Genomic DNA, 19,035 nt, shown 5'->3' on the forward strand with positions numbered 1-19,035 from the left:
GTCAGTGCGCCAGCAGGGTGACCGACAGCAGCGACGGCGGGGCGAAGCAGGGTCGTCCGTCGGCGTCGACGATGTGCCAGTAGGCGGCAAGGGTGCCCGGCGCGTCGGGCACCCCGATCTTGAACAGCACCTCGACGGTTTGGCCCGGGTCGCACGGCGGGATCGGGACCTCGGGGTCGCTCGAGATCAGCCGTAGCGCCGTGGGCGCGCCCACCCGTGCCAGCGCCCGCCCCGTCCACGGGATGCGACCGGCGTTGCGCAGCGTCCAGCCTGCGGTGAGCTGGGCGCCGACCTCAGCCGACTCACCGGACGCCACGACGGACGACACGACCTCGAATGCGTCACCGGACAACGTGGCGGTGCCGGGTCCGCGCCTCGGCGCCGCCCCGCGCGCTGTCCGGGCCTCGACGTACATGGCCAGCAACAACCCGTCCCCGCCAAGCTCGGCGTCGTACCACTCGACCTGCTCGCGGTTCGGCCGCGCCCGGCCGTTCTCGATCTGCGACAGCGTCCCGCGACCCCAGAAGCTCGACCGTTCGACGGCTCGCAGAGACCGTCCGGCGTGCTTGCGCAGCGCCCGCATGGTCGCGCCTAGCTCGGCCCACAACTCATCAGTCACCGTTTGACCCCCGTCACGACCGAGGGATTGTCCTGTCCCGCGATCTTGAACGAAATATGCCATCGCGACGAAATCGTGAGTCGCTGAGATGGAAACCCCGTACAAACCCGTACGCCGTGTCACGGACGTTTACAGTCTCACCGTGGGCGATGTCGTGGACCCGACCGCGATCCGTACCCGGGCGGACTTCGGCGCCGGACTGAATGCGTTGCGTGATGCGGCCGGGTTCACCGTGCGCGACCTGGCCAAACAGATCGGCCGGCCGGCCGGCACGCTGGGCGACTACCTGCGCGGCCGGCACGTCCCGTCACCGGCGCAACAGACGTTGATCGTCGATGTCCTCACCGCCTGCGGGGTCGACGACCCGGCCGAGATCGACGCCTGGTTGGCCGCGTTGCGCCGCGCCCGGGCCTCGTCGGACCGGCGCAAGAACCGGACCGTCGCGCCCTACCGCGGACTCAAACCGTTCGAACCCGAGGACGCCGCACTGTTCTTCGGCCGCCGCGAGCAGACCGACGAGATCGTGCAGCTGGTCGCCCGGTTGCGCTCCGAACGCGGCCCTAGCCACGGGATCCTCGCCGTCATCGGCCCGTCCGGCTCGGGGAAGTCGTCGCTGCTGCGCGCTGGGGTGATGGCCACCGTCCGCGCCGGCGCCCTCGACAACGGCGACGGCGACGGCGACGACGGCGACGGCGACGGCGACGGCGACGGCGACGACGGCGACGACATGGAGTGGACGTGCGCGCTCGCCACGCCAGGCAATCAGCCGCAAGCCGCCATCGCAACCGCGCTGGCGGCGCGCGGCGCGGGGCCGCACCTTGTGGTGCTGGACCAGTTGGAGGAGATCTTCACGCTCACCCAGGACGCCGCGGCCCGTTCGGCGTTCCTGGACAGCCTCGCGTCGTCCGGTCCGGATGTCGTCGTCGCCCTCGGCATGCGGGCGGACTTCTTCGCCGAGGCCGCTCGGGAGCCGGTGCTGCTCGCTGCCCTGCGGCATGCGCAGGTGGTGGTCGGTCCGCTGGCCGCTGAGCAGTTGCAGGAGGTTGTGCTCGGCCCGGCACGGCAGATCGGCCTCGCGGTCGAGGACGGCCTGGTTGAGCTGGTCCTGGCCGACCTCGGCCCGCACCACGCCGGTGCCCTGCCCCTGCTCTCGCACGCGCTGCTGGCCACCTGGGACCGTTCCAACGGACGGCGGTTGACCATCGCGGACTACCGGGCCACCGGTGGTCTGGACGCCGCCGTCCAGCGCACCGCCGAGGAGGTCTTCACGTCCCTGGACCCGTCGCAGCAAGAGGGCGCACACGACCTGTTCGCCCGCCTCGTCAACGTCGGGGACGACGTCGCCACGACCAGGCGACGCATCTCGCGCTCCGAGCTCGGGCTCGACGTGCAGGACGCCGGTCACGACGCCATCCGCGACATCGTCGACCGGTTCGCCGCACGTCGCCTGCTGACCCTCACCGAGGACTCGGTCGAGGTCAGTCACGAGGCGCTGCTGACAGCCTGGCCGCGGTTGCGGGGCTGGCTGGACACCGACCGGGCCGGGCTGCTGGTCCATCGCCGCATCACGACAGGCGCCAACGCATGGGACGCCGGCGGACGCGACCCGGCGACCCTGCCCCACGGATCGACCCTCGACATCGCTGCCGAGTGGGCGGCGGAGCCGCGCAATCGCCGTCGGATGAACGCGGTGGAGGTGAGCTACCTCGACGCCGGTGTCCGCCGCCGCGAGGAGCTGGCGCAGGCTGCGCGTCGACGGTCCCGCCGCCTCGTTCAATTGCTCGCCGCGGTGGCCGTGTTGGCCCTGGTGGCCACCGGTCTGGCGATCTGGGCCCGCACGTCGCAGCGCACTGCCGACCACGAGCGTCGGGTCGCCACGGCCGCCCGCGACGACGCGCTCTCCCGTCAGGTCGCCTTCCAGGCCCGCCAGCTCAACGGTTCGGATCCGGCCCTCGCCCAGCAGCTCGCGCTCGCCGCCTACCGCATCGCGCCCAGCAACGTCGCCAAGGCCGCCATGGCCGACGAGTCGGCCACTCCCGTGATCACTCGCGTCCTGGGCCCGCTGGGGCCGACGCCGCTCGCGCTCGCACCGGCCCGGCACCTCGTCGCGGTGGGCCACGCCGACGGCACGGTCCACCTGTTCGGCCTGCGCTCCGGGGCGCCACCGCAACGCCTGGCAACGCTGGCCACTCCGCCCGGCGATGATCAGGTGTTCGGCCTGGCGTTCTCACCCGACGGTCGCCTCCTCGCCACCGGTGGCGAATCGCACCTGATCACCCTGTGGGACGTCGCGGACCCGCGCCACCCGCGGGTGCGGGCCTCGTTCGACCCGCACTTCGACGGCGACGTGCAGTCGATCGCGCTCAGCGCCGACGGCCACACGCTGGTCGCCTCGAGCCGGGGGCGCGCACCGGTCGAACGGTGGGACATCCACGACCCGGACCACCCGGTGCCGCTGCCGCCACCCCACGGCGTCCCGGCCACGGTCACGGTCAACGACGTCGCCTACTCCGCCGACGGTCACGAGCTGGCTGACGCCGAGGACGACGGGACCACGCTGGTGTGGCGGGCGGCCGGCGCCCAATGGACGACCGCGCGGCACATTGCCACAGGCACCGCGAACGTCTCGACCGTCGCTTTTCTGCCCGCCGCTCACGACATCCTGCTCGGCGCCCGAGACGGGTCGGTGCAGATCTGGTCGGACACTGCGGTCCCGCACCGGCTTCGCAGGCTGACCGGTTCGACCAACGCCATCCCGACGGCCATCGCCGTGCGGCCCGATCAGCGCGAAATCGCGGTCGGCTACTCCGACGGCACCCTGCGCACCTGGGCCGTCGGCGGCTGGGTACCCCTCAGCTCGCTCGCGAACCCGGGGCCGGTGACCGGCGCGGCGTTCAGCGCCGACAGCGGGACGTTGCTGTCGACCGCCGCCGACGGCACGTTGCGGCTGGTGTCCGCCGGCAGCCGCGCGATTCCGGTGGCCGGCACCGTCTTCGGGATGGGCTACACCGCGCGGGGCAGCACGCTGGCAATCGGCGACAACGGCACACCGGCCGGGGTGCGGCTCTGGGACGTCGCCGATCCCGGTGCGCCGCACCCGCTCACGCCGCTGTTGACCATGCCGGCCGGCACGCCGGCGTCGGACGGCACGGCGGCCGTGCGTCGCGACGGCTCGCTCGTCGCCACCGGCAACCGCAACGGGCAGGTGGAGCTGTGGGACACCCGCGATGCCGCGCACACCCGGGCCGCCGTCGCGCCGTTCGTCGCGGCGACGGCACTCGTCGAAGGCCTCCAGTTCAGCCCCGACGGGCGGCTGCTCGCGGTGGCGGCCGATGACGGCAACGTCTCCTTGTGGGACGTCGCCGACCCGGCCGCCCCCCGCGTGCTCACCCGGCTGCACGGAGCCAGCCTGATGCTGAATGTTGCCTTCAGCCCTGACGGACGGCTCGTGGCCGGCGCCAGCGCCGACGACACCGTGTACCTCTGGGACGTCAGCGACCCCACCTCAGCGCACCGCGTCGCGCGCCTGCGCGGGTTCGCCAGCTACGTCTACGGCGTGGCCTTCGCGCCCGACTCGAGCCTGCTCGCGGCCTCGAGTTCCGATCACACCACGCGCGTGTGGGACGTCTCGGCCCCGACGCACCCCACCCTGCGCGCCGGCCCGCTGATCGGCCCGACCGGGTACGCGCTGTCCGCAGCGTTCGCCCCGAACGGCCACGACCTCGCCATCGGCAGCGACGACGACAGCGTGCGCATCTTCGACCTGCGCAACCACCGCGACGTCCCGACCCAGACGTTGACCGCCCTGCCCGGCGCCGTCTGGTCGTTGGCCTTCAGCCCGTCAGGACGCACGCTGGTGGCCGCGGGCCGGGCGCCCAACGTGGTCTTCTGGTCGACCGACTACGCGGGCTACGCCGACCGGTTGTGCCCGCTCGCGGGCACAACCATCACCCGGCAGGAGTGGTCGCTGTACGTGCCGGGGGCGAGATACGACCCGCCGTGCCGGTGAGTCGGGTCAAGCAGCCGGGTCAGTCGCCGAGCAGGGCGGCGTAGACGGGCTTGATCTGGGTGTTGATGATCGCCAGCCGCTCGTCGAAGCCGATGAACGCGCTCTTCATCGCGTTGATCGTGAACCACTGCAGGTCTCGCCAGCCATAGTCGAACGCCTCGGCCAGCAGCGTCATCTCGCGGGTCATGGACGTCCCGCTCATCAACCGGTTGTCGGTGTTGACGGTGACCCGGAAGTGCAGCTGGCGCAGCAGGCCGATGGGGTGCTCGGCGATGGACTTGGCTGCGCCGGTCTGCACGTTCGACGACGGGCACATCTCGAGCGGGATGCGCTTGTCGCGGACGTACTGCGCGAGCCGGCCCAACGTGCCGTCGCTGGCGATGTCGTCGATGATCCGCACTCCGTGCCCGAGCCGGTCGGTGCCGCACCATTGCAGTGCCTCCCAGATCGACGGCAGCCCGAACGCCTCCCCGGCGTGGATCGTGAAGTGGTAGTTCTCGCGACGCAGGTACTCGAACGCATCGAGGTGCCGGGTGGGCGGGTAGCCGGCCTCGGCCCCGGCAATGTCGAAACCGACCACGCCGGCGTCGCGGTAGCGCACCGCCAGTTCGGCGATCTCGCGCGAGCGGGCCGCGTGCCGCATAGCCGTGGCCAGCGCCCCGACGCGGATGGTGTGCCCGTGCTCGGCGGCGGCCGCCTCGCCCTCGCGGAACCCCGCGAGCACGGCCTCGACGACCTGCTCCAGCGACAGGCCCTGCTCGGTGTGCTGCTCCGGCGCCCAGCGGATCTCGGCGTAGACGACGCCGTCGGCGGCGAGGTCCTCGACCGCCTCCCGGGCGACTCGGGTCAGCCCGGCGGGCGTCTGCATGACGGCCACGGTGTGCGCGAACGTCTCGAGGTAGCGCACCAACGAGCCCGAGGACGACGCCTCGCGGAACCACGCGGACAGATCGTCGGCGTTGTCGGCCGGCAGGGCGTCATAGCCGATCTCGCTGGCGATGTCGACGATGGTGGCCGGCCGCAGCCCGCCGTCGAGGTGGTCGTGCAGCAGCACCTTTGGCGCGGTCTGGATCGAGTCCGCGGTCAGCGGGACGGGCGGGGCGGGCGGGGTGACCATGGCTCCACCGTATCGAGAGCCACCCCCCACCCCGTTGAGTGTCGGGTTACGCGTCGAGTGTCGATCTATAACCCGACACTCGACCCGTAACCCGACACTCAACGCGGGTGCGGCGGGGCGGGCGTCAGTCGATGCGGGCGAGGACGAGTGGGTTCAACCCGGCCGCGGCGCCAATTTCCCAGCTGCCCTCGAGCGACTGCAGCGCCCGGTCGAAGCGGGCGGGTTCGTCGGTGCGCAGTTCGAACAGCACCTGTCCCTCGGTGACCTCGTCGCCGGGCTTGGCGTGCATGACCACGCCGGCGCCCGCCGACACCGGGTCCTCCTTGCGGGCGCGACCGGCGCCGAGACGCCAGGCGGCGACGCCGACGGACAGCGCGTCCAGCCGGGTCAATACGCCCGAGGACGGCGCGGTGATCGTGTGCGTCTCGCGAGCCTGCGCCAGCGGCGCATCCGGGTCGCCGCCCTGGGCCGCGATCATTGCCCGCCAGGTGTCCATGGCCCGGCCGTCGGCCAATGCCTCGGCCGGGTCGACGTCGACGAGCCCGGCGCCGTCGAGCATCTCGCGGGCCAGGGCCAGGGTGAGCTCGACGACGTCCGCCGGCCCGCCGCCGGCCAGCACCTCGAGTGATTCCTCGACCTCGATCGCGTTGCCGGCGGTCAGCCCCAGTGGAATGGACATGTCGGTGAGCAGCGCGACCGTGTGCACGCCGTGGGCGCGGCCCAGCTCGACCATGGTGCGGGCGAGCTCCCGCGCGTCGTCAGCGTTCTTCATGAACGCGCCGGACCCGACCTTGACGTCCAGGACGAGCGCCGACGAGCCCTCGGCGATCTTCTTGCTCATGATCGACGACGCGATCAACGGAATCGCCTCGACAGTGCCGGTGACGTCGCGCAGCGCGTACAGCTTGCGGTCGGCCGGCGCGAGCCCGTCACCGGCGGCGCAGACCACCGCGCCGACGTCGTTGAGCTGGGACACGAACTCCTCGTTCGACAACCGCGCCCGCCAGCCGGGGATCGACTCGAGCTTGTCGAGCGTCCCGCCGGTGTGCCCGAGGCCGCGACCTGACAGCTGCGGCACCGCGGCACCGCAGGCCGCAACGAGCGGCGCGAGCGGCAGGGTGATCTTGTCGCCGACGCCGCCGGTGGAGTGCTTGTCGACGGTCGGTCGGGTGATGCCGGACAGGTCGAGCCGCTCACCGGAGGCGATCATGGCCGCCGTCCAGGTGGCGATCTCGTCGGCCGTCATGCCGCGCAGCAGGATGGCCATGGCCAGCGCCGACATCTGCTCGTCGGCCACCGCGCCGCGGGTGTAGGCGTCGACCACCCAGTCGATCTGCGCGTCGGTGAGTGTGCCGCCGTCGCGCTTGGTGCGGATGACGTCGACGGCGTCGAAGTTCTCCGAGCTCAACGCAGGTGCTCCGGGCCGAACGCCTGGGGCAGCACGTCGGTCATCGCCTTGATGCCCTCCGGGGTGTCGAGCAGCAGCTCGCGACCACCGTGCTCGTAGAGCAACTGCCGGCAACGGCCGCACGGCATCAGCGCCGCACCCGCGCCGTCGACGCACGCGAAGGCGACGAGCCGTCCGCCGCCCGTGGCCTGCAGCGAAGAGACCAACCCGCACTCGGCACACAGTCCGACGCCGTACGAGGCGTTCTCGACGTTGCACCCGGACACCACCCGCCCGTCATCGACGAGCGCCGCCGCCCCGACGGAGTAGTTCGAGTAGGGCGCATAGGCGTGGCTCATCGCGTCACGGGCAGCGTCCCGCAGGGCCGGCCAATCGATGTCGCTCATGCGGGTGATGCTGTCAGATCGTCACGGGCAGCGAGCGCACGCCGCGGATCACGAACTCCGGCCGGCGTTCCGGCGCGGCCGCCAGCGCGAGGTTGGGAAAGCGCTGCAGCAACGTGTGCAGCGAAGCCTGCAGCTCGACGCGCGCCAGCGGGGCGCCGACGCAGAAGTGGATGCCGGCACCGAACCCGAGGTGCGGGTTGTCCGTGCGGGTGACGTCGAACTCATCGGGACGATCGAAGACCGCGGGGTCGCGGTTGGCCGCCCCGAGCAGCGCGGCGATCTTGCTGCCGGCCTCGACCGTCACGTCGCCGACGATCGTGTCGGCCGTGGCCGAGCGCTCGAACAGCTGCAGGGGCGAGTCGTAGCGGATGAGCTCCTCGACCGCGCCCGGGACGAGCGACGGGTCGGCGCGCAGCGCAGTCAGCTGTTCGCTGTGGCTGAGCAGCGCGGTGACGCCGTTGCCCACCACGTTCACGGTGGCCTCGTGGCCGGCATTGAGCAGCAGGGTGCACGTGGTGACCAGCTCGTCCTCGGTCAACCGCGCGCCGTCGCCGTCGGTCTCGGCGATGAGCGAGGAGATCAGGTCGTCGCCCGGACGCGCCCGCCGCGCCACCACCAGAGACCGTAGGTAGTCCACGAATTCGCTCGACGCCCGTTCGGCGGCGGCGCGTTGCTCGGGGGTGACGCGGTACTCGTACATCTTCACGATTGCGTTCGACCACGGTCGCAGCAGGCCCCAGTCGGCCTCGGGCACGCCGAGCAGCTCAGCGATCACCTGCACGGGCAGCGGCTCAGCGTACAGCTCGATGAGGTCGACGGGTGAGCCGGCCGACCCGGCGTCGGCGACCGTGTCGGCAAGCCGTTGCGCCAGCTCGGCGATACGCGTCCGCAGCCGTTCGACGTGCCCGCGCGCGAAGGCACCGGCCACGAGTCGACGCAGGCGGGTGTGCACCGGCGGCTCGTTCTCGAGCAGCGAGTTGACGTGGATCAGCTCGAACGCAGCCAGTACCTCGTCGGGAGCGGCGTCGACGAAGGTCCGCGGTGACCAGATCCGCCCGAGCGTGCGGGTGCGCAGCACCGTGTTGGCCGCGGCGTGCGTGAAGGTCAGCCACATGCCCAGCCCCTCGTGCCACTGCACCGCGCCCTCGCGGCGGGCCGTCGCGAAGTGCGGGTAGGGGTCGGCGACGACCTCGGGCGCGGTGAGGTCGAGGCCGGTGACCGTCGGCACGCGCTACGACCCTCTCCGCCGCCAGGGCAACCCGTCGGCGGCGGGCGGCCGCAACCGCTGGGAGGCCACGGCGAGGACCAGCAGCGTGATGATCTGCGGGGTGTAGGTGGCGAACTGGCTCGGAATCGAGTCGGTGATCTTGTAGAGCACGAGGACCACGACGCCGACCACCAGGGCCACCGCCGCGCTGACCGGCTTGCGCCGGTAGATCTGGTAGAGCCCAACCAGGATCAGCAGCACGCCGACGATAATGAGCAGGGCGTGCACCGACGTCGAGCCCTGCCGCTGCTGCAGGGCGTCGGTGTAGCCGAACAATCCCGAGCCGGCCGCGAGCCCCAGCGGCCGCCAGTTGCCGAAGATCATCGCAGCCAGACCGATGAAGCCGCGGCCGGCCGTCTGGTTCTCGCGGTAGATGCCCGTGAAGTTGACCAGGAACGCGCCGGCCAGACCCGCCAGGACACCGGAAACAATCACCGCCGTGGCCTTCAAGGTGTAGACCTTCACGCCCAACGACTCGGCCGCGTCGGGGTTCTCACCGCACGAGCGCAGCCGCAGGCCGAACGACGTGCGCCACAGCAGGAACCAGGTCAGCGGGATGGTCAGCAGCGCGATGATGGTCAGCGTGTTCAGGCTCGTGCAGACGCCGTCGAGCAGGCCGGCCAGGTCCGACACGAAGAACCAGTGGTGCACCTCGATCTTGGCGAGGTGCTCGGAGGCCCACTGCCACTTCAGGGGCCCGAACACATCGACCTGCGGCGACTGCGACGGGCCGCCACCGGCGGCCAACGCCTTCGGTTTGTTGAAGTAGATGCCGGCCAGGTACTTGGCAACCCCGGGCGCCAGGATGTTGATGGCGACGCCCGACACGATCTGGTCGACGCCGAAGCCGACGGTCGCGACGGCGTGCAGCACGCCGCCGATGAAGCCGCCCACCAGACCACCCACGATGAGCATCCACGCGCTGTGCGTGGCGAAGGCGAACTCGGCGCCGAACCACGTGCCGAGAATCATCTGACCCTCGAGCCCGATGTTGGCCACGCCCGCCCGCTCGGACCACAGCCCACCGAGGCCGGCCAACATGATCGGCATGGCTGCGTTGATCGTGCCGCCGAGCGCGCCGGCCGAGGTGATGTCGTCGGCCCCGCTGATGATGCGGGTGAGGCTGAGCAGCGCCATGCCCAGCACGCCGATGAGCAGCATCCGCAACGCCACGTGTCCGCGCACCGGCGGTCGCGCCGGCGCCGTGATCACGTCGCTGCTCACCGTCGCTGACGCGTCCCGGACCGTCATGACGCCACCTCGGCGGGCGCCTGCTGGGCGAGCTCGCGCCCGACCCGGCGTTGCTGTCGTGCCAGTGCATACCGGCGGACGAGTTCGTAGGCGACGACCGCCGACAGCACGACCACACCCTCGGTGATGGAGACGACGGAACTCGGCACGCTGGTGATCTGCAGGATGTTGGACGAGGTGTCCAGGAAACCCCAGAGCAGGGCGGCGAAGACGATCCCGATCGGGTTGTTGCGACCGAGCAGGGCGATGGCGATGCCGGTGAAGCCGATGCCGGACGGCGTGCTCAACGAGTAGTTGTGCGCCTCGCCGAGCAGCACCGGCATGTTGACCAGTCCGGCCACCGCACCGGAGATCAACATGGTGACGACGACCATCCGCTTCACGTTCACGCCGCTTGCCTGCGCGGCCGACGTCGACCGGCCTGTCGCGCGCAGGTCGAAGCCAAAACGGGTGCGCGAGACGAGTAGCTGGAAGCCGACCCCGACGACCACGGCGAGGAACACCAGGCCGTAGACCTGGGTGTCCGACCCGGGGATCAGGCTGATGCCTCCGACCTGGCCGGAGGAGCCGATGGGCTTGGTGGTGAGGTCGTTGCCGCGCTGCACGCCGAAGTGCTTCGGCAGGATCAGGTAGGCGATGATCGCCGTTGCAATGAAGTTGAGCATGATCGAGGAAATGACCTCGCTGACCCCGCGGGTCACCTTCAGCACGCCGATGATGCCGGCCCACGCCGAACCGACGGCCATGGCGACGAGGATTATCGCCACCTGGTGCAGCCCATTGGGGAGGGCGTACTGGCCGCCGAAGGCCGCGGCCACGATCGCGGCGAGCTGGTACTGCCCGTCGACGCCGATGTTGAACAGGTTCATCCGGAACGCGACCGCGACCGCGATCGCCGACAGGTAGTACGTGGTGGCGGCATTGACGGTGGTCGCCAGCTGGTCGGGCTTGACGCCGTAGTCGACCATCGCCTTCAGCGTGTCGTAAGGGTTGTGATCGGTCAGCGCGAGCACGACCGAGGTGATCCCGACCGCGATGACGAGTGCGACGAGCGCTGCGACGACACCGAGCAGCACCGCGTTGAACCGGTCGCGCGATGCTCCCCCGCTGCGTATCTTCGGCGCCCGGCGCCGGCCCACCTCGGTCGCCGTCACGTGCTGGTTCCCATCGACTGGGTGCTGTCGGCATCGGCGGGCTGCGGGTCGACACCGGTCATCGCCGCGCCCAGCTCGACGGGGGTGACCGTGCGCGGGTCCATCTCAGCCACCAGCCGGCCCCGCAGGATGACCTGCAGGGTGTCGGACATGCCGATCAGCTCGTCGAGGTCGGCTGAGATGAGCAGCACCGCCAGACCCTCGGCACGCGCCTCGCGCAGCTGGTCCCAGATGGCGGCCTGAGCGCCGACGTCGACGCCGCGGGTCGGGTGCGAGGCGATGAGCACGCTGGGCTTGGCGCTCATCTCGCGTCCGACGATGAGCTTCTGCTGGTTGCCACCGGACAGGGACGCTGCGGTGACGTCGATGCCGGGGGTGCGGACGTCGTACTCACGCACGATCCGCTCGGTGTCGCGGCGTGCGGAGGCGACGTCGATGAACGGCCCGCGCGCGTTGGGCCGTTCGGTCTGGTGGCCGAGGATGCGGTTCTCCCACAGCGGCGCCTCGAGCAACAGGCCCTGCCGGTGCCGGTCCTCGGGGATGTAGCCGATCCCGGACGTGCGGCGCCGGCGGGTGGGCCAGCGCGTGATGTCGTCGTTGCCAAGGGTGATGCTGCCGGACTCGACGGGCCGCAAGCCGAGGATTGCCTCGACGAGTTCGGCCTGCCCGTTGCCCTCGACGCCGCCGATCCCGACGATCTCACCGCGACGGATGGCGAAGTCCACGTCGTCGAGCACCGCGCGCCCGTCGGCCGAACGCACCGTGAGGCCCGACACCGCCAGCTCGACTATGTCGGTGACGGTCGATTCGCGCAGCTCCGGCACCGGTAGCTCGCTGCCGACCATGAGCTCGGCAAGCTGACGGGCGCTGGTGGTCTTCGGGTCGGCCGTGCCGACCGTGGTACCGCGACGTACCATGGTGATCGCGTCGGCCACCGAGAGCACCTCGTCGAGCTTGTGCGAGATGAACAGCACGGTGAGGCCCTCGGCCTTGAGCTCGCGCAGGTTGCCGAACAGCTCGTCGACCTCCTGCGGAACGAGCACGGCAGTGGGCTCGTCGAGGATGAGGATGCGCGCGCCGCGGTAGAGCACCTTGCAGATCTCGACGCGCTGCCGGTCGCCGACGCCGAGCGTCTCGACGAGTGCGTCGGGGCGCAGGCCCAGACCGTAGGAGTCGGAGATCTCGGCGATGCGGTTGCGCGCGGACCGCCGGTTGATCAGCCCGCCCCGGCTGGGTTCGGCGCCGAGGATGATGTTCTCGGCGACCGTGAGGTTGTCGGCGAGCATGAAGTGCTGGTGCACCATGCCGATCCCGGCCTTGATGGCGTCGGCCGGCGACGAGAACGTCACCGGCTGCCCGTCGACGGCGATCTCGCCCTCGTCCGGGCGCTGCATGCCGTAGAGGATCTTCATGAGCGTCGACTTGCCCGCGCCGTTCTCCCCGACTATGGCGTGTACGTCGCCGCGGCGCACCGTCAGGTTGATGTCCTTGTTGGCGACCACGCCGGGGTAACGCTTGGTGATGCCGCTGAGCACTACCGCATCGGCGGTGGCCGGTGTCGACGTCACAACTCCCCCAATGGGACAGAGAAACGGTCCGGGGAGACGCTATACCGCGCATCCCCGGACCGGTTCCGGTGTGCTGAAACTCAGATCGTCGTGGGAACCGTGATCGCGCCACTGATGATCTTGGCCTTGAAGGCTTCGATCTTGGCCTTGTACGGGTCCAGCTTCGAGTTGGACGTCGCGTAGCCGACGCCGTTCACCTTGAGCCCGAAGCGGGTCGACCCGGCCTTGAACTGGCCCTTGATGTCGGTGCTGATGAAGTTGTAGACGGCGGTGTCCACGCCCTTCAGCGCCGAGGTAAGGATGTACTGCTTCTCGTTGGCCGGGGCCGACTGGTACTGGTCGGAGTCGACACCGATAGCCAACTTCTTGTCCTCGGCCGCGGCGTCGAACAGGCCAGCACCGGAACCACCGGCGGCGGCGTACACGACGTCGGCACCGTTGTCATACATGCCCTCGGCCGTCGTCTTGCCCTTGGCCGGGTCACCGAAGCCACCGAAGTCCGGCGGCTGGGTGAGGTACTTGGCCTGGACCTTGATAGCCGGGTTGACGGCCTTGACGCCCGCCTGGAAACCGGCCTGGAACTTCTGGATCAGCGGCTCGTTGACGCCGCCGATGAAGCCGACGTTCTTGGTCTTGGTGGCCAGGGCCGCCGCGACGCCGACGAGGAACGAGCTCTGCTCCTCGTTGAACAGCAGGCACTCGACGTTGGGCTGGGCCGCCGAACCGGTGCAGTTGGTGTCGTCGTCGATGATCGCGAAGTGCACCTTCGGGAACTTCGGCACGACCTTGCCGACCGCCGTCGCGTAGGCGAAACCAACTGCGACGACCGGGTTGTAGCCACTGCTGGCCAGCAGCGTGAGTCGGGACTCCTTGGCTGCCTCGGTCTCGTTCTGGGTGGCCGCCAGCTCCTTCGTGCTCACGCCCAGCGTGGTCTTTGCCTTGTCCAGGCCCGCAGCCGCGAGGTCGTTGAAGGACTTGTCACCCCGGCCGCCGACGTCGTAGGCCATGCCGACCTTGACGTCCGTCTTGGTCGTCGCCGAGGACGAACCGCTCGGGCTGGTGCCCCCTGCCGAAGCGCCGCTGCTGCTGCTCGAACCACCGCTGCTGCCGCACGCAGAGAGCATGAGCGCGGCTCCGACCGCGATCGCTCCCAGCTGCATCCCACGCATTGAGCGCAAGATCGATCTCCTTCACTGTCGTGTTCACGGTCCAGGACGCCTGAAACTCGGCCGCCCCGAAGATGGGGCGCACCGCAGGGCGAAACTGGTGATCCGAGCACCCTAAGCCCTCCACGAGGGGGCCTGGAACCGGCAGGGCAGCCGAAACCAGATCGTTGCCTGGCCGCAACGCCGCGCCCGGCGACGGCCCGTTCCCGGCAATCGCGTGCGAAGATCGGCGACAATATGAGGCTTGCGCTGTTCGCCACCTGCCTCGTCGACGCACTGTTTCCGGACGTCGGCAAGGCCACCGTCACGCTGCTGCGCCGGCTCGGGCACGAGCCGGACTTCCCGACGAAGCAGAGCTGCTGCGGGCAGATGCACGTCAACACCGGCTATCCGCGCGAGGCGCTGCCCCTCGTGCGCAACCACGTCGAGACCTTCGAACCGTACGACGCGATCGTCGCGCCCAGCGGCTCGTGCGTCGGCTCGATCCGCCACCAGCACGCCGAACTCGCCGAGCAGGCCGGCGATTCTGCGCTCGCCGAGCGCGCCCGGACGGTGGCTGAGAAGACCTACGAGCTGTCGGAGTTCCTGGTCGACGTCCTCGAGGTCACCGACGTAGGCGCGTACTTCCCGCACCGGGTCACCTACCACCCGACGTGTCACTCGCTGCGGCTGCTGCGGGTCAGCGAGCGGCCGTACCGACTGCTGCGCGAGGTCCGCGGGCTCGACCTCGTCGAGCTACCTGAGGCAGACCAGTGCTGCGGCTTCGGTGGGACGTTCGCGCTGAAGAACGGCGACGTCTCGACGGCGATGCTGGCCGACAAGATGCGCAACATCGGCGCCACCGGCGCCAGCGTCTGCAGCGCCGGCGATGCGTAGTGCCTCATGCACATCGGCGGTGGTCTCGCACGCTTGCAGACCGGCACGCGCACGCTGCACCTCGCCGAGATCCTGGCCAGCACGCAATGACCTTCCTGGGGATGCCGGCGGGCATCGGCCAGCTCGGCGCGGGCGACCGCTCGTTCCCGGCCGCGGCGCACGACGCCCTGGCCGACCCGCAACTGCGGCACAACCTGACCAAGGCCACCTCGACGATCCGCACGAAACGGGCCGGTGTCGTGGCCGAGGTCCCGGACTGGGCCGAGCTGCGGGCCGCGGGCGCCGCGATCAAGGACGACGTCCTGGCGCACCTGGACACCTACCTGGTCCAGCTCGAGGCCGCGGTGACCGCGGGTGGTGGCACGGTGCACTGGGCCCGCGACGCCGACGAGGCGAACCGCATCGTCACCGGGCTCGTGCAGGCCACTGGCGCGCGCTCGGTGGTGAAGGTGAAGTCCATGGCCACCCAGGAGATCGGCCTCAACGAGGCACTCGCCGCGGCCGGCATCACGGCCACCGAAACCGACCTCGCCGAGCTCATCGTCCAGCTCGGGAACGACAGGCCGAGCCACATCCTGGTGCCGGCCATTCACCGCAACCGCAGCGAGATCCGCGAGATCTTCGCCCGCGAGATGCCCGGCGTCGACCCCGGCCTCACCGACGAGCCGCGCGCGCTCGCCGAGGCCGCACGCAGCCACCTGCGCAGCCAGTTCCTGTCCGCTGAGGTCGCTATCAGCGGCGCCAACTTCGCGGTCGCCGAGACGGGCACGCTGGCCGTCGTCGAGTCCGAGGGCAACGGGCGCATGTGCCTCACGCTGCCGCGCACGTTGATCACCGTCATGGGCATCGAGAAGCTGGTGCCGACGTGGCGCGACCTCGAGGTGTACCTGCAGCTGCTGCCGCGCTCGTCGACCGGCGAACGGATGAATCCGTACACGTCGATGTGGACGGGTGCGACCGAGGGGCAGGATTTCCACCTCGTCCTGCTTGACAACGGTCGCACCGCCACGCTGGCCGACCCGCGCGGGCGCGCCGCGTTGCGCTGCATCCGCTGCTCGGCGTGCTTGAACGTCTGCCCCGTGTACGAACGGTCCGGCGGGCACGCCTACGGCTCGATCTATCCCGGGCCGATCGGCGCGGTGCTGTCGCCGCAGATGACCGGCGTGACCGAGAACCAGTCGCTGCCGTTCGCGTCGTCGTTGTGCGGCGCCTGCTACGACGTGTGCCCGGTGGCCATCGACATCCCGTCCATGCTCGTGCACCTGCGCTCGCGGGTGGCCGACGAGAAGGGCACCACCCCCGAGCGGGCCGCCATGCGAACGATGTCCTGGGTCATGCGCTCGCCCTGGCGCTGGCCCCGCGCGGTGCGCGCCGCCCGGCTCGGCCGATTGCTGCGCGGGCACCGCGCCGTCCCCCCGCCGCTCTCCGCCTGGACGGCCGCACGCGACATCCCGGAGCCGCCGCCGCAGAGCTTTCGCGATTGGTGGACCGACGGGTCGGGACGTTCCCGATGAGTGCGCGCGAGGAGATGCTCGGCCGAATCCGCACCGCCCTGGCCGACCGTCCTGACCCGACGCCGGTCGTCCGTGCTTACCGCGGCGCTACGGGCGCCGGCGACATCGACGTGTTCGCCGAGCGCGTCGACGACTACAAGGCCACCGTCCACCGCGACGTGACCACCGCGGAGATCTTGACCGGGCGCGGCATCACGCGCGTCATCGTGCCCGACGGGTTCCCGTCCGAACTGCTGCCCGTTGGCATCGAGGTGGTCCGCGAGCCGGTCGACGTCGCCACCCTCGACGCGGTCTCCGCCGTTCTCACCACCTGTCGGGTGGCGGTGGCCGAGACGGGCACCATCGTGCTCGACGCCGGCCCGGGCATCGGGCCCCGGATGTTGACCCTGGTCCCCGACTACCACCTCGTCGTGGTGCGCCGCGACCAGATCGTCGCCGGCGTGCCCGACGCCGTCGCCTCGCTCGAGGCGACCCGGCCGCAGACCTGGATCAGCGGCCCGAGCGCCACGAGCGACATCGAACTGAACCGCGTAGAGGGCGTGCACGGTCCCCGCACGCTCGACGTCGTCGTGCTGACCGACGGTGGCTCATAACCCCCTGGCGTTCGGCACGACGTGGCCAGGGACCGTCGGGATCGACCCGGGTCAGGATTGCACCGGCGATGCGGTGCAGCTGGGTCAGCTGCGTCGGCGTCAGCACGTCGATGACCAGTTCACGGACTGCCCTTCCCGGCCGCCTTCGCCGCAGCGGTCCTCGTCCCGGCAGTGGTCGCGATCGCGCTGAGGCGCCGTCATCGCGTCGATCGCGCACGGTGCCGGTGCGTCGCACGACTGCAAAGCACTCACGGTGTTCGGCTCCGGACCGTTCACCGTGATCGGACTGCTCGCCGGCGTGAGCTGGGGTGGCGTCATCGCCCTCATGATCATGCATGTCGTCGTGGCCGCCTGCGGCGTCGCCGCGTACCTCACGTTCCTGCCGCTGGACCGGCCGTCCGGGCCCGCTTGAGAGAGTCTCGGCCGACCGGGCTCATCGCGCCGGCCGGATCGAGCTTGCGCAGGATGGCGTCGGTGATCGCGGCGAGTTGGCCGATCTGCTCGGCGCTGAGCGTGTCGATGACGTGCTCGCGGACGTTGGCGACGTGTCCCGGGGCAGTCGCGCGGACCTTGGCCCACCCGGCACGGGTGAGGCGCACGTCGGTCGCTCGCTTGTCGTCCGCGGCGCAGTAGCGCGCAACCAACCCACGGTCGGACAGTCGACTCACCACGTGCGACAGACGCGGCAGCGTTGCGTTCGTCCGCGCAGCCAGCGAGGTCATCCGCAGCGTCCGGTCCGGCGCCTCGGAGAGCATGGCCAACACGTAATACTCGAAGTGCGACAACTGGGCGTCCCGGCGCAACTGGGAGTCGAGTACCCCCGGGAGCAACTCCAGCAGCGCTGCCATTCGCACCCACGCCGCCAGCTCGTCCTCGGTAAGCCAGTTCGGGTTCACCGACGATCACCATCCTTGGTTGTCGCTACAAGATTAGCGGAGTAGGGTGCTGTTTGTAGCAACAACCAAATGATTTCGTGCAGAGGACGACCCAGATGACCGCCGAGACACCCTCGACCACGGCCCGGGCTGACGCCGGCATCGACCCCCGGCATCCGTTCGCCGACCACCTCAGCCGCGCTGCGGCCATGGAGACAGCGACGCCACACACGTCGTGGACGAGCGCCGACGGACCGCTCCCGGCGCTGTATCTCAGCCACGGCGCGCCCATGCTGTTCGAGATGGCCGACTGGATGACCGAGCTGCACACCTGGGCCAGGCACCTGCCGAAGCCGAAGGCCATCCTGATCGTCTCCGCACACTGGGAATCCGCGCCGATCAGTATCTCCGCCACGCGGCCCACCGAGCTGGTGTACGACTTCGGCGGGTTCGCGCCGATGTACTACCAGATGCGCTACGACACCCCCGCCGCCAGCGAACTCGCGCGCCAGGTCGTCGGCCTCCTGCCCGACTCCGAACCCGTGCACGAGGCGGCGAGCAGAGGACTCGATCACGGCGCCTGGGTGCCGCTGAAGATCATGTATCCCGCCGCCGACATCCCCGTCCTGCAACTGAGCATGCCCACCCTCGACCCGGCCCGGCTATTCACCCTCGGGCAACGGCTGCAGGCCTTGCGCGAGGAAGGCGTGCTGGTCATCGGCTCGGGCTACCTGACTCACGGGCTGCCCTTCCTGGACTGGAACAACCTGGACGACGTCCCCGCCTGGTCATCGGACTTCGACGCCTGGGCCGAGACCGCGCTCGATGCCGGCGACATCGATGAACTGGCCGATTTCCGCAACCGGGCACCCGGCATGCCCTACGCCCACCCCACCGTCGAACACTTCACTCCGCTGTTCGTCACCCTGGGCGCTGCCACCGATCCCACGGCCGCACCAACCACCGCGATCGCCGGTTACGCCCTCGGCTTGGCAAAGCGATCGATTCAAACGGCCTGATGGCGCCGGGAACGTGGCTCCCGTCGTCCGCATAGTGCAGGGCAGCCGAGCGTCGACGAGGTCATCGATGATTCGAAAGTCGGAGATGTTGAGCGTCAGCAACGGAACCTTTGCGGTCGTCGCGGTTGCAGCGATGGCAAGGTCTAGCTGGCGCCGGCGGGGTTTGCCGCCACGCTGAGCGACCGCCGCCGCGAGCCTTCCCCACGCTCGTGC

At 70.3% G+C, this 19,035-nt stretch carries 15 protein-coding genes and 1 pseudogene; 6 read left to right on the plus strand and 10 right to left on the minus strand.

The window, feature by feature from the left end; all coding sequences use genetic code 11:
- Nucleotide 1: 1 nt before the first annotated feature.
- Nucleotides 2-619, minus strand: coding sequence for an NBR1-Ig-like domain-containing protein (locus ACFFC4_RS01060; protein WP_375496894.1), 618 nt, complete (start codon nucleotides 617-619; stop codon nucleotides 2-4).
- A gap of 142 nt (nucleotides 620-761) precedes the next feature.
- On the opposite strand from ACFFC4_RS01060, the gene ACFFC4_RS01065 reads away from it, so the two are divergent.
- Nucleotides 762-4,628 (plus strand): helix-turn-helix domain-containing protein, encoded by a 3,867-nt coding sequence (locus ACFFC4_RS01065; protein WP_375496896.1) that lies wholly within the window; start codon nucleotides 762-764, stop codon nucleotides 4,626-4,628.
- Nucleotides 4,629-4,647: 19 nt separating this feature from the next.
- Here the strand turns inward: ACFFC4_RS01065 and ACFFC4_RS01070 are convergent, their stop codons facing one another.
- From ACFFC4_RS01070 to ACFFC4_RS01105, 8 genes are all read right to left on the minus strand, one after another.
- Complete coding sequence (locus tag ACFFC4_RS01070) at nucleotides 4,648-5,745, minus strand: adenosine deaminase (RefSeq protein ID WP_375496898.1); 1,098 nt, start codon at nucleotides 5,743-5,745, stop codon at nucleotides 4,648-4,650.
- A gap of 124 nt (nucleotides 5,746-5,869) precedes the next feature.
- Complete coding sequence (locus ACFFC4_RS01075; RefSeq protein WP_375496900.1) at nucleotides 5,870-7,153, minus strand: thymidine phosphorylase; 1,284 nt, start codon at nucleotides 7,151-7,153, stop codon at nucleotides 5,870-5,872.
- Complete coding sequence (locus ACFFC4_RS01080; protein ID WP_375496902.1) at nucleotides 7,150-7,539, minus strand: cytidine deaminase; 390 nt, start codon at nucleotides 7,537-7,539, stop codon at nucleotides 7,150-7,152. The genes ACFFC4_RS01075 and ACFFC4_RS01080 overlap by 4 nt, the downstream gene beginning before the upstream one ends.
- A 13-nt stretch (nucleotides 7,540-7,552) precedes the next feature.
- Nucleotides 7,553-8,767: a cytochrome P450 gene (locus tag ACFFC4_RS01085; protein ID WP_375496904.1), complete on the minus strand. Its 1,215-nt coding sequence runs from the start codon at nucleotides 8,765-8,767 to the stop codon at nucleotides 7,553-7,555.
- A 3-nt stretch (nucleotides 8,768-8,770) separates the two neighbouring features.
- Nucleotides 8,771-10,057 (minus strand): ABC transporter permease, encoded by a 1,287-nt coding sequence (locus ACFFC4_RS01090; RefSeq protein WP_375496906.1) that lies wholly within the window; start codon nucleotides 10,055-10,057, stop codon nucleotides 8,771-8,773.
- The gene (locus tag ACFFC4_RS01095) at nucleotides 10,054-11,211 is read right to left on the minus strand and encodes an ABC transporter permease (RefSeq protein ID WP_375496908.1); all 1,158 of its coding nucleotides are present in this window, start codon (nucleotides 11,209-11,211) and stop codon (nucleotides 10,054-10,056) included. Before ACFFC4_RS01095 ends, ACFFC4_RS01090 begins: the two co-directional genes overlap by 4 nt.
- Nucleotides 11,208-12,779: an ABC transporter ATP-binding protein gene (locus ACFFC4_RS01100; RefSeq protein WP_375496910.1), complete on the minus strand. Its 1,572-nt coding sequence runs from the start codon at nucleotides 12,777-12,779 to the stop codon at nucleotides 11,208-11,210. Before ACFFC4_RS01100 ends, ACFFC4_RS01095 begins: the two co-directional genes overlap by 4 nt.
- A gap of 80 nt (nucleotides 12,780-12,859) precedes the next feature.
- Nucleotides 12,860-13,948 (minus strand): BMP family protein, encoded by a 1,089-nt coding sequence (locus ACFFC4_RS01105; protein ID WP_375497162.1) that lies wholly within the window; start codon nucleotides 13,946-13,948, stop codon nucleotides 12,860-12,862.
- Between the two features lie 234 nt (nucleotides 13,949-14,182).
- Here ACFFC4_RS01105 and ACFFC4_RS01110 point away from each other — a divergent pair.
- The 4 genes and pseudogenes from ACFFC4_RS01110 to ACFFC4_RS01125 all read left to right on the plus strand — a co-directional run bounded on the left by ACFFC4_RS01110 (nucleotide 14,183) and on the right by ACFFC4_RS01125 (nucleotide 17,340).
- Nucleotides 14,183-14,911, plus strand: a pseudogene (locus ACFFC4_RS01110) ((Fe-S)-binding protein).
- Complete coding sequence (locus tag ACFFC4_RS01115) at nucleotides 14,908-16,335, plus strand: LutB/LldF family L-lactate oxidation iron-sulfur protein (RefSeq protein WP_375496912.1); 1,428 nt, start codon at nucleotides 14,908-14,910, stop codon at nucleotides 16,333-16,335. Before ACFFC4_RS01110 ends, ACFFC4_RS01115 begins: the two are co-directional and overlap by 4 nt.
- Complete coding sequence (locus tag ACFFC4_RS01120; protein ID WP_375496914.1) at nucleotides 16,332-16,928, plus strand: lactate utilization protein C; 597 nt, start codon at nucleotides 16,332-16,334, stop codon at nucleotides 16,926-16,928. The genes ACFFC4_RS01115 and ACFFC4_RS01120 overlap by 4 nt, the downstream gene beginning before the upstream one ends.
- Before the next feature lie 253 nt (nucleotides 16,929-17,181).
- Nucleotides 17,182-17,340, plus strand: coding sequence for a hypothetical protein (locus ACFFC4_RS01125; RefSeq protein WP_375496916.1), 159 nt, complete (start codon nucleotides 17,182-17,184; stop codon nucleotides 17,338-17,340).
- On the opposite strand, the gene ACFFC4_RS01130 is transcribed toward ACFFC4_RS01125, so the two are convergent.
- Complete coding sequence (locus ACFFC4_RS01130; protein ID WP_375496918.1) at nucleotides 17,300-17,824, minus strand: MarR family winged helix-turn-helix transcriptional regulator; 525 nt, start codon at nucleotides 17,822-17,824, stop codon at nucleotides 17,300-17,302. The genes ACFFC4_RS01125 and ACFFC4_RS01130 overlap by 41 nt on opposite strands.
- A 95-nt stretch (nucleotides 17,825-17,919) precedes the next feature.
- On the opposite strand from ACFFC4_RS01130, the gene ACFFC4_RS01135 reads away from it, so the two are divergent.
- Complete coding sequence (locus ACFFC4_RS01135; RefSeq protein WP_375496920.1) at nucleotides 17,920-18,822, plus strand: dioxygenase; 903 nt, start codon at nucleotides 17,920-17,922, stop codon at nucleotides 18,820-18,822.
- Nucleotides 18,823-19,035 lie beyond the last annotated feature (213 nt).

Origin of the sequence: uncultured Jatrophihabitans sp. (assembly GCF_964244045.1) — a bacterium.
Taxonomy (GTDB): domain Bacteria; phylum Actinomycetota; class Actinomycetes; order Mycobacteriales; family Jatrophihabitantaceae; genus Jatrophihabitans.

Excerpts from the sequence above, each read along its gene's own strand:
- ACFFC4_RS01070 (WP_375496898.1), bottom strand. The coding sequence starts at position 5,745 with ATGGTCACCCCGCCCGCCCCGCCCGTCCCGCTGACCGCGGACTCGATC.
- ACFFC4_RS01080 (WP_375496902.1), bottom strand. The coding sequence starts at position 7,539 with ATGAGCGACATCGATTGGCCGGCCCTGCGGGACGCTGCCCGTGACGCG.
- ACFFC4_RS01090 (WP_375496906.1), bottom strand. The coding sequence starts at position 10,057 with ATGACGGTCCGGGACGCGTCAGCGACGGTGAGCAGCGACGTGATCACG.
- ACFFC4_RS01105 (WP_375497162.1), bottom strand. The coding sequence starts at position 13,948 with ATGCGTGGGATGCAGCTGGGAGCGATCGCGGTCGGAGCCGCGCTCATG.
- ACFFC4_RS01115 (WP_375496912.1), top strand. The coding sequence starts at position 14,908 with ATGACCTTCCTGGGGATGCCGGCGGGCATCGGCCAGCTCGGCGCGGGC.
- ACFFC4_RS01120 (WP_375496914.1), top strand. The coding sequence starts at position 16,332 with ATGAGTGCGCGCGAGGAGATGCTCGGCCGAATCCGCACCGCCCTGGCC.
- ACFFC4_RS01135 (WP_375496920.1), top strand. The coding sequence starts at position 17,920 with ATGACCGCCGAGACACCCTCGACCACGGCCCGGGCTGACGCCGGCATC.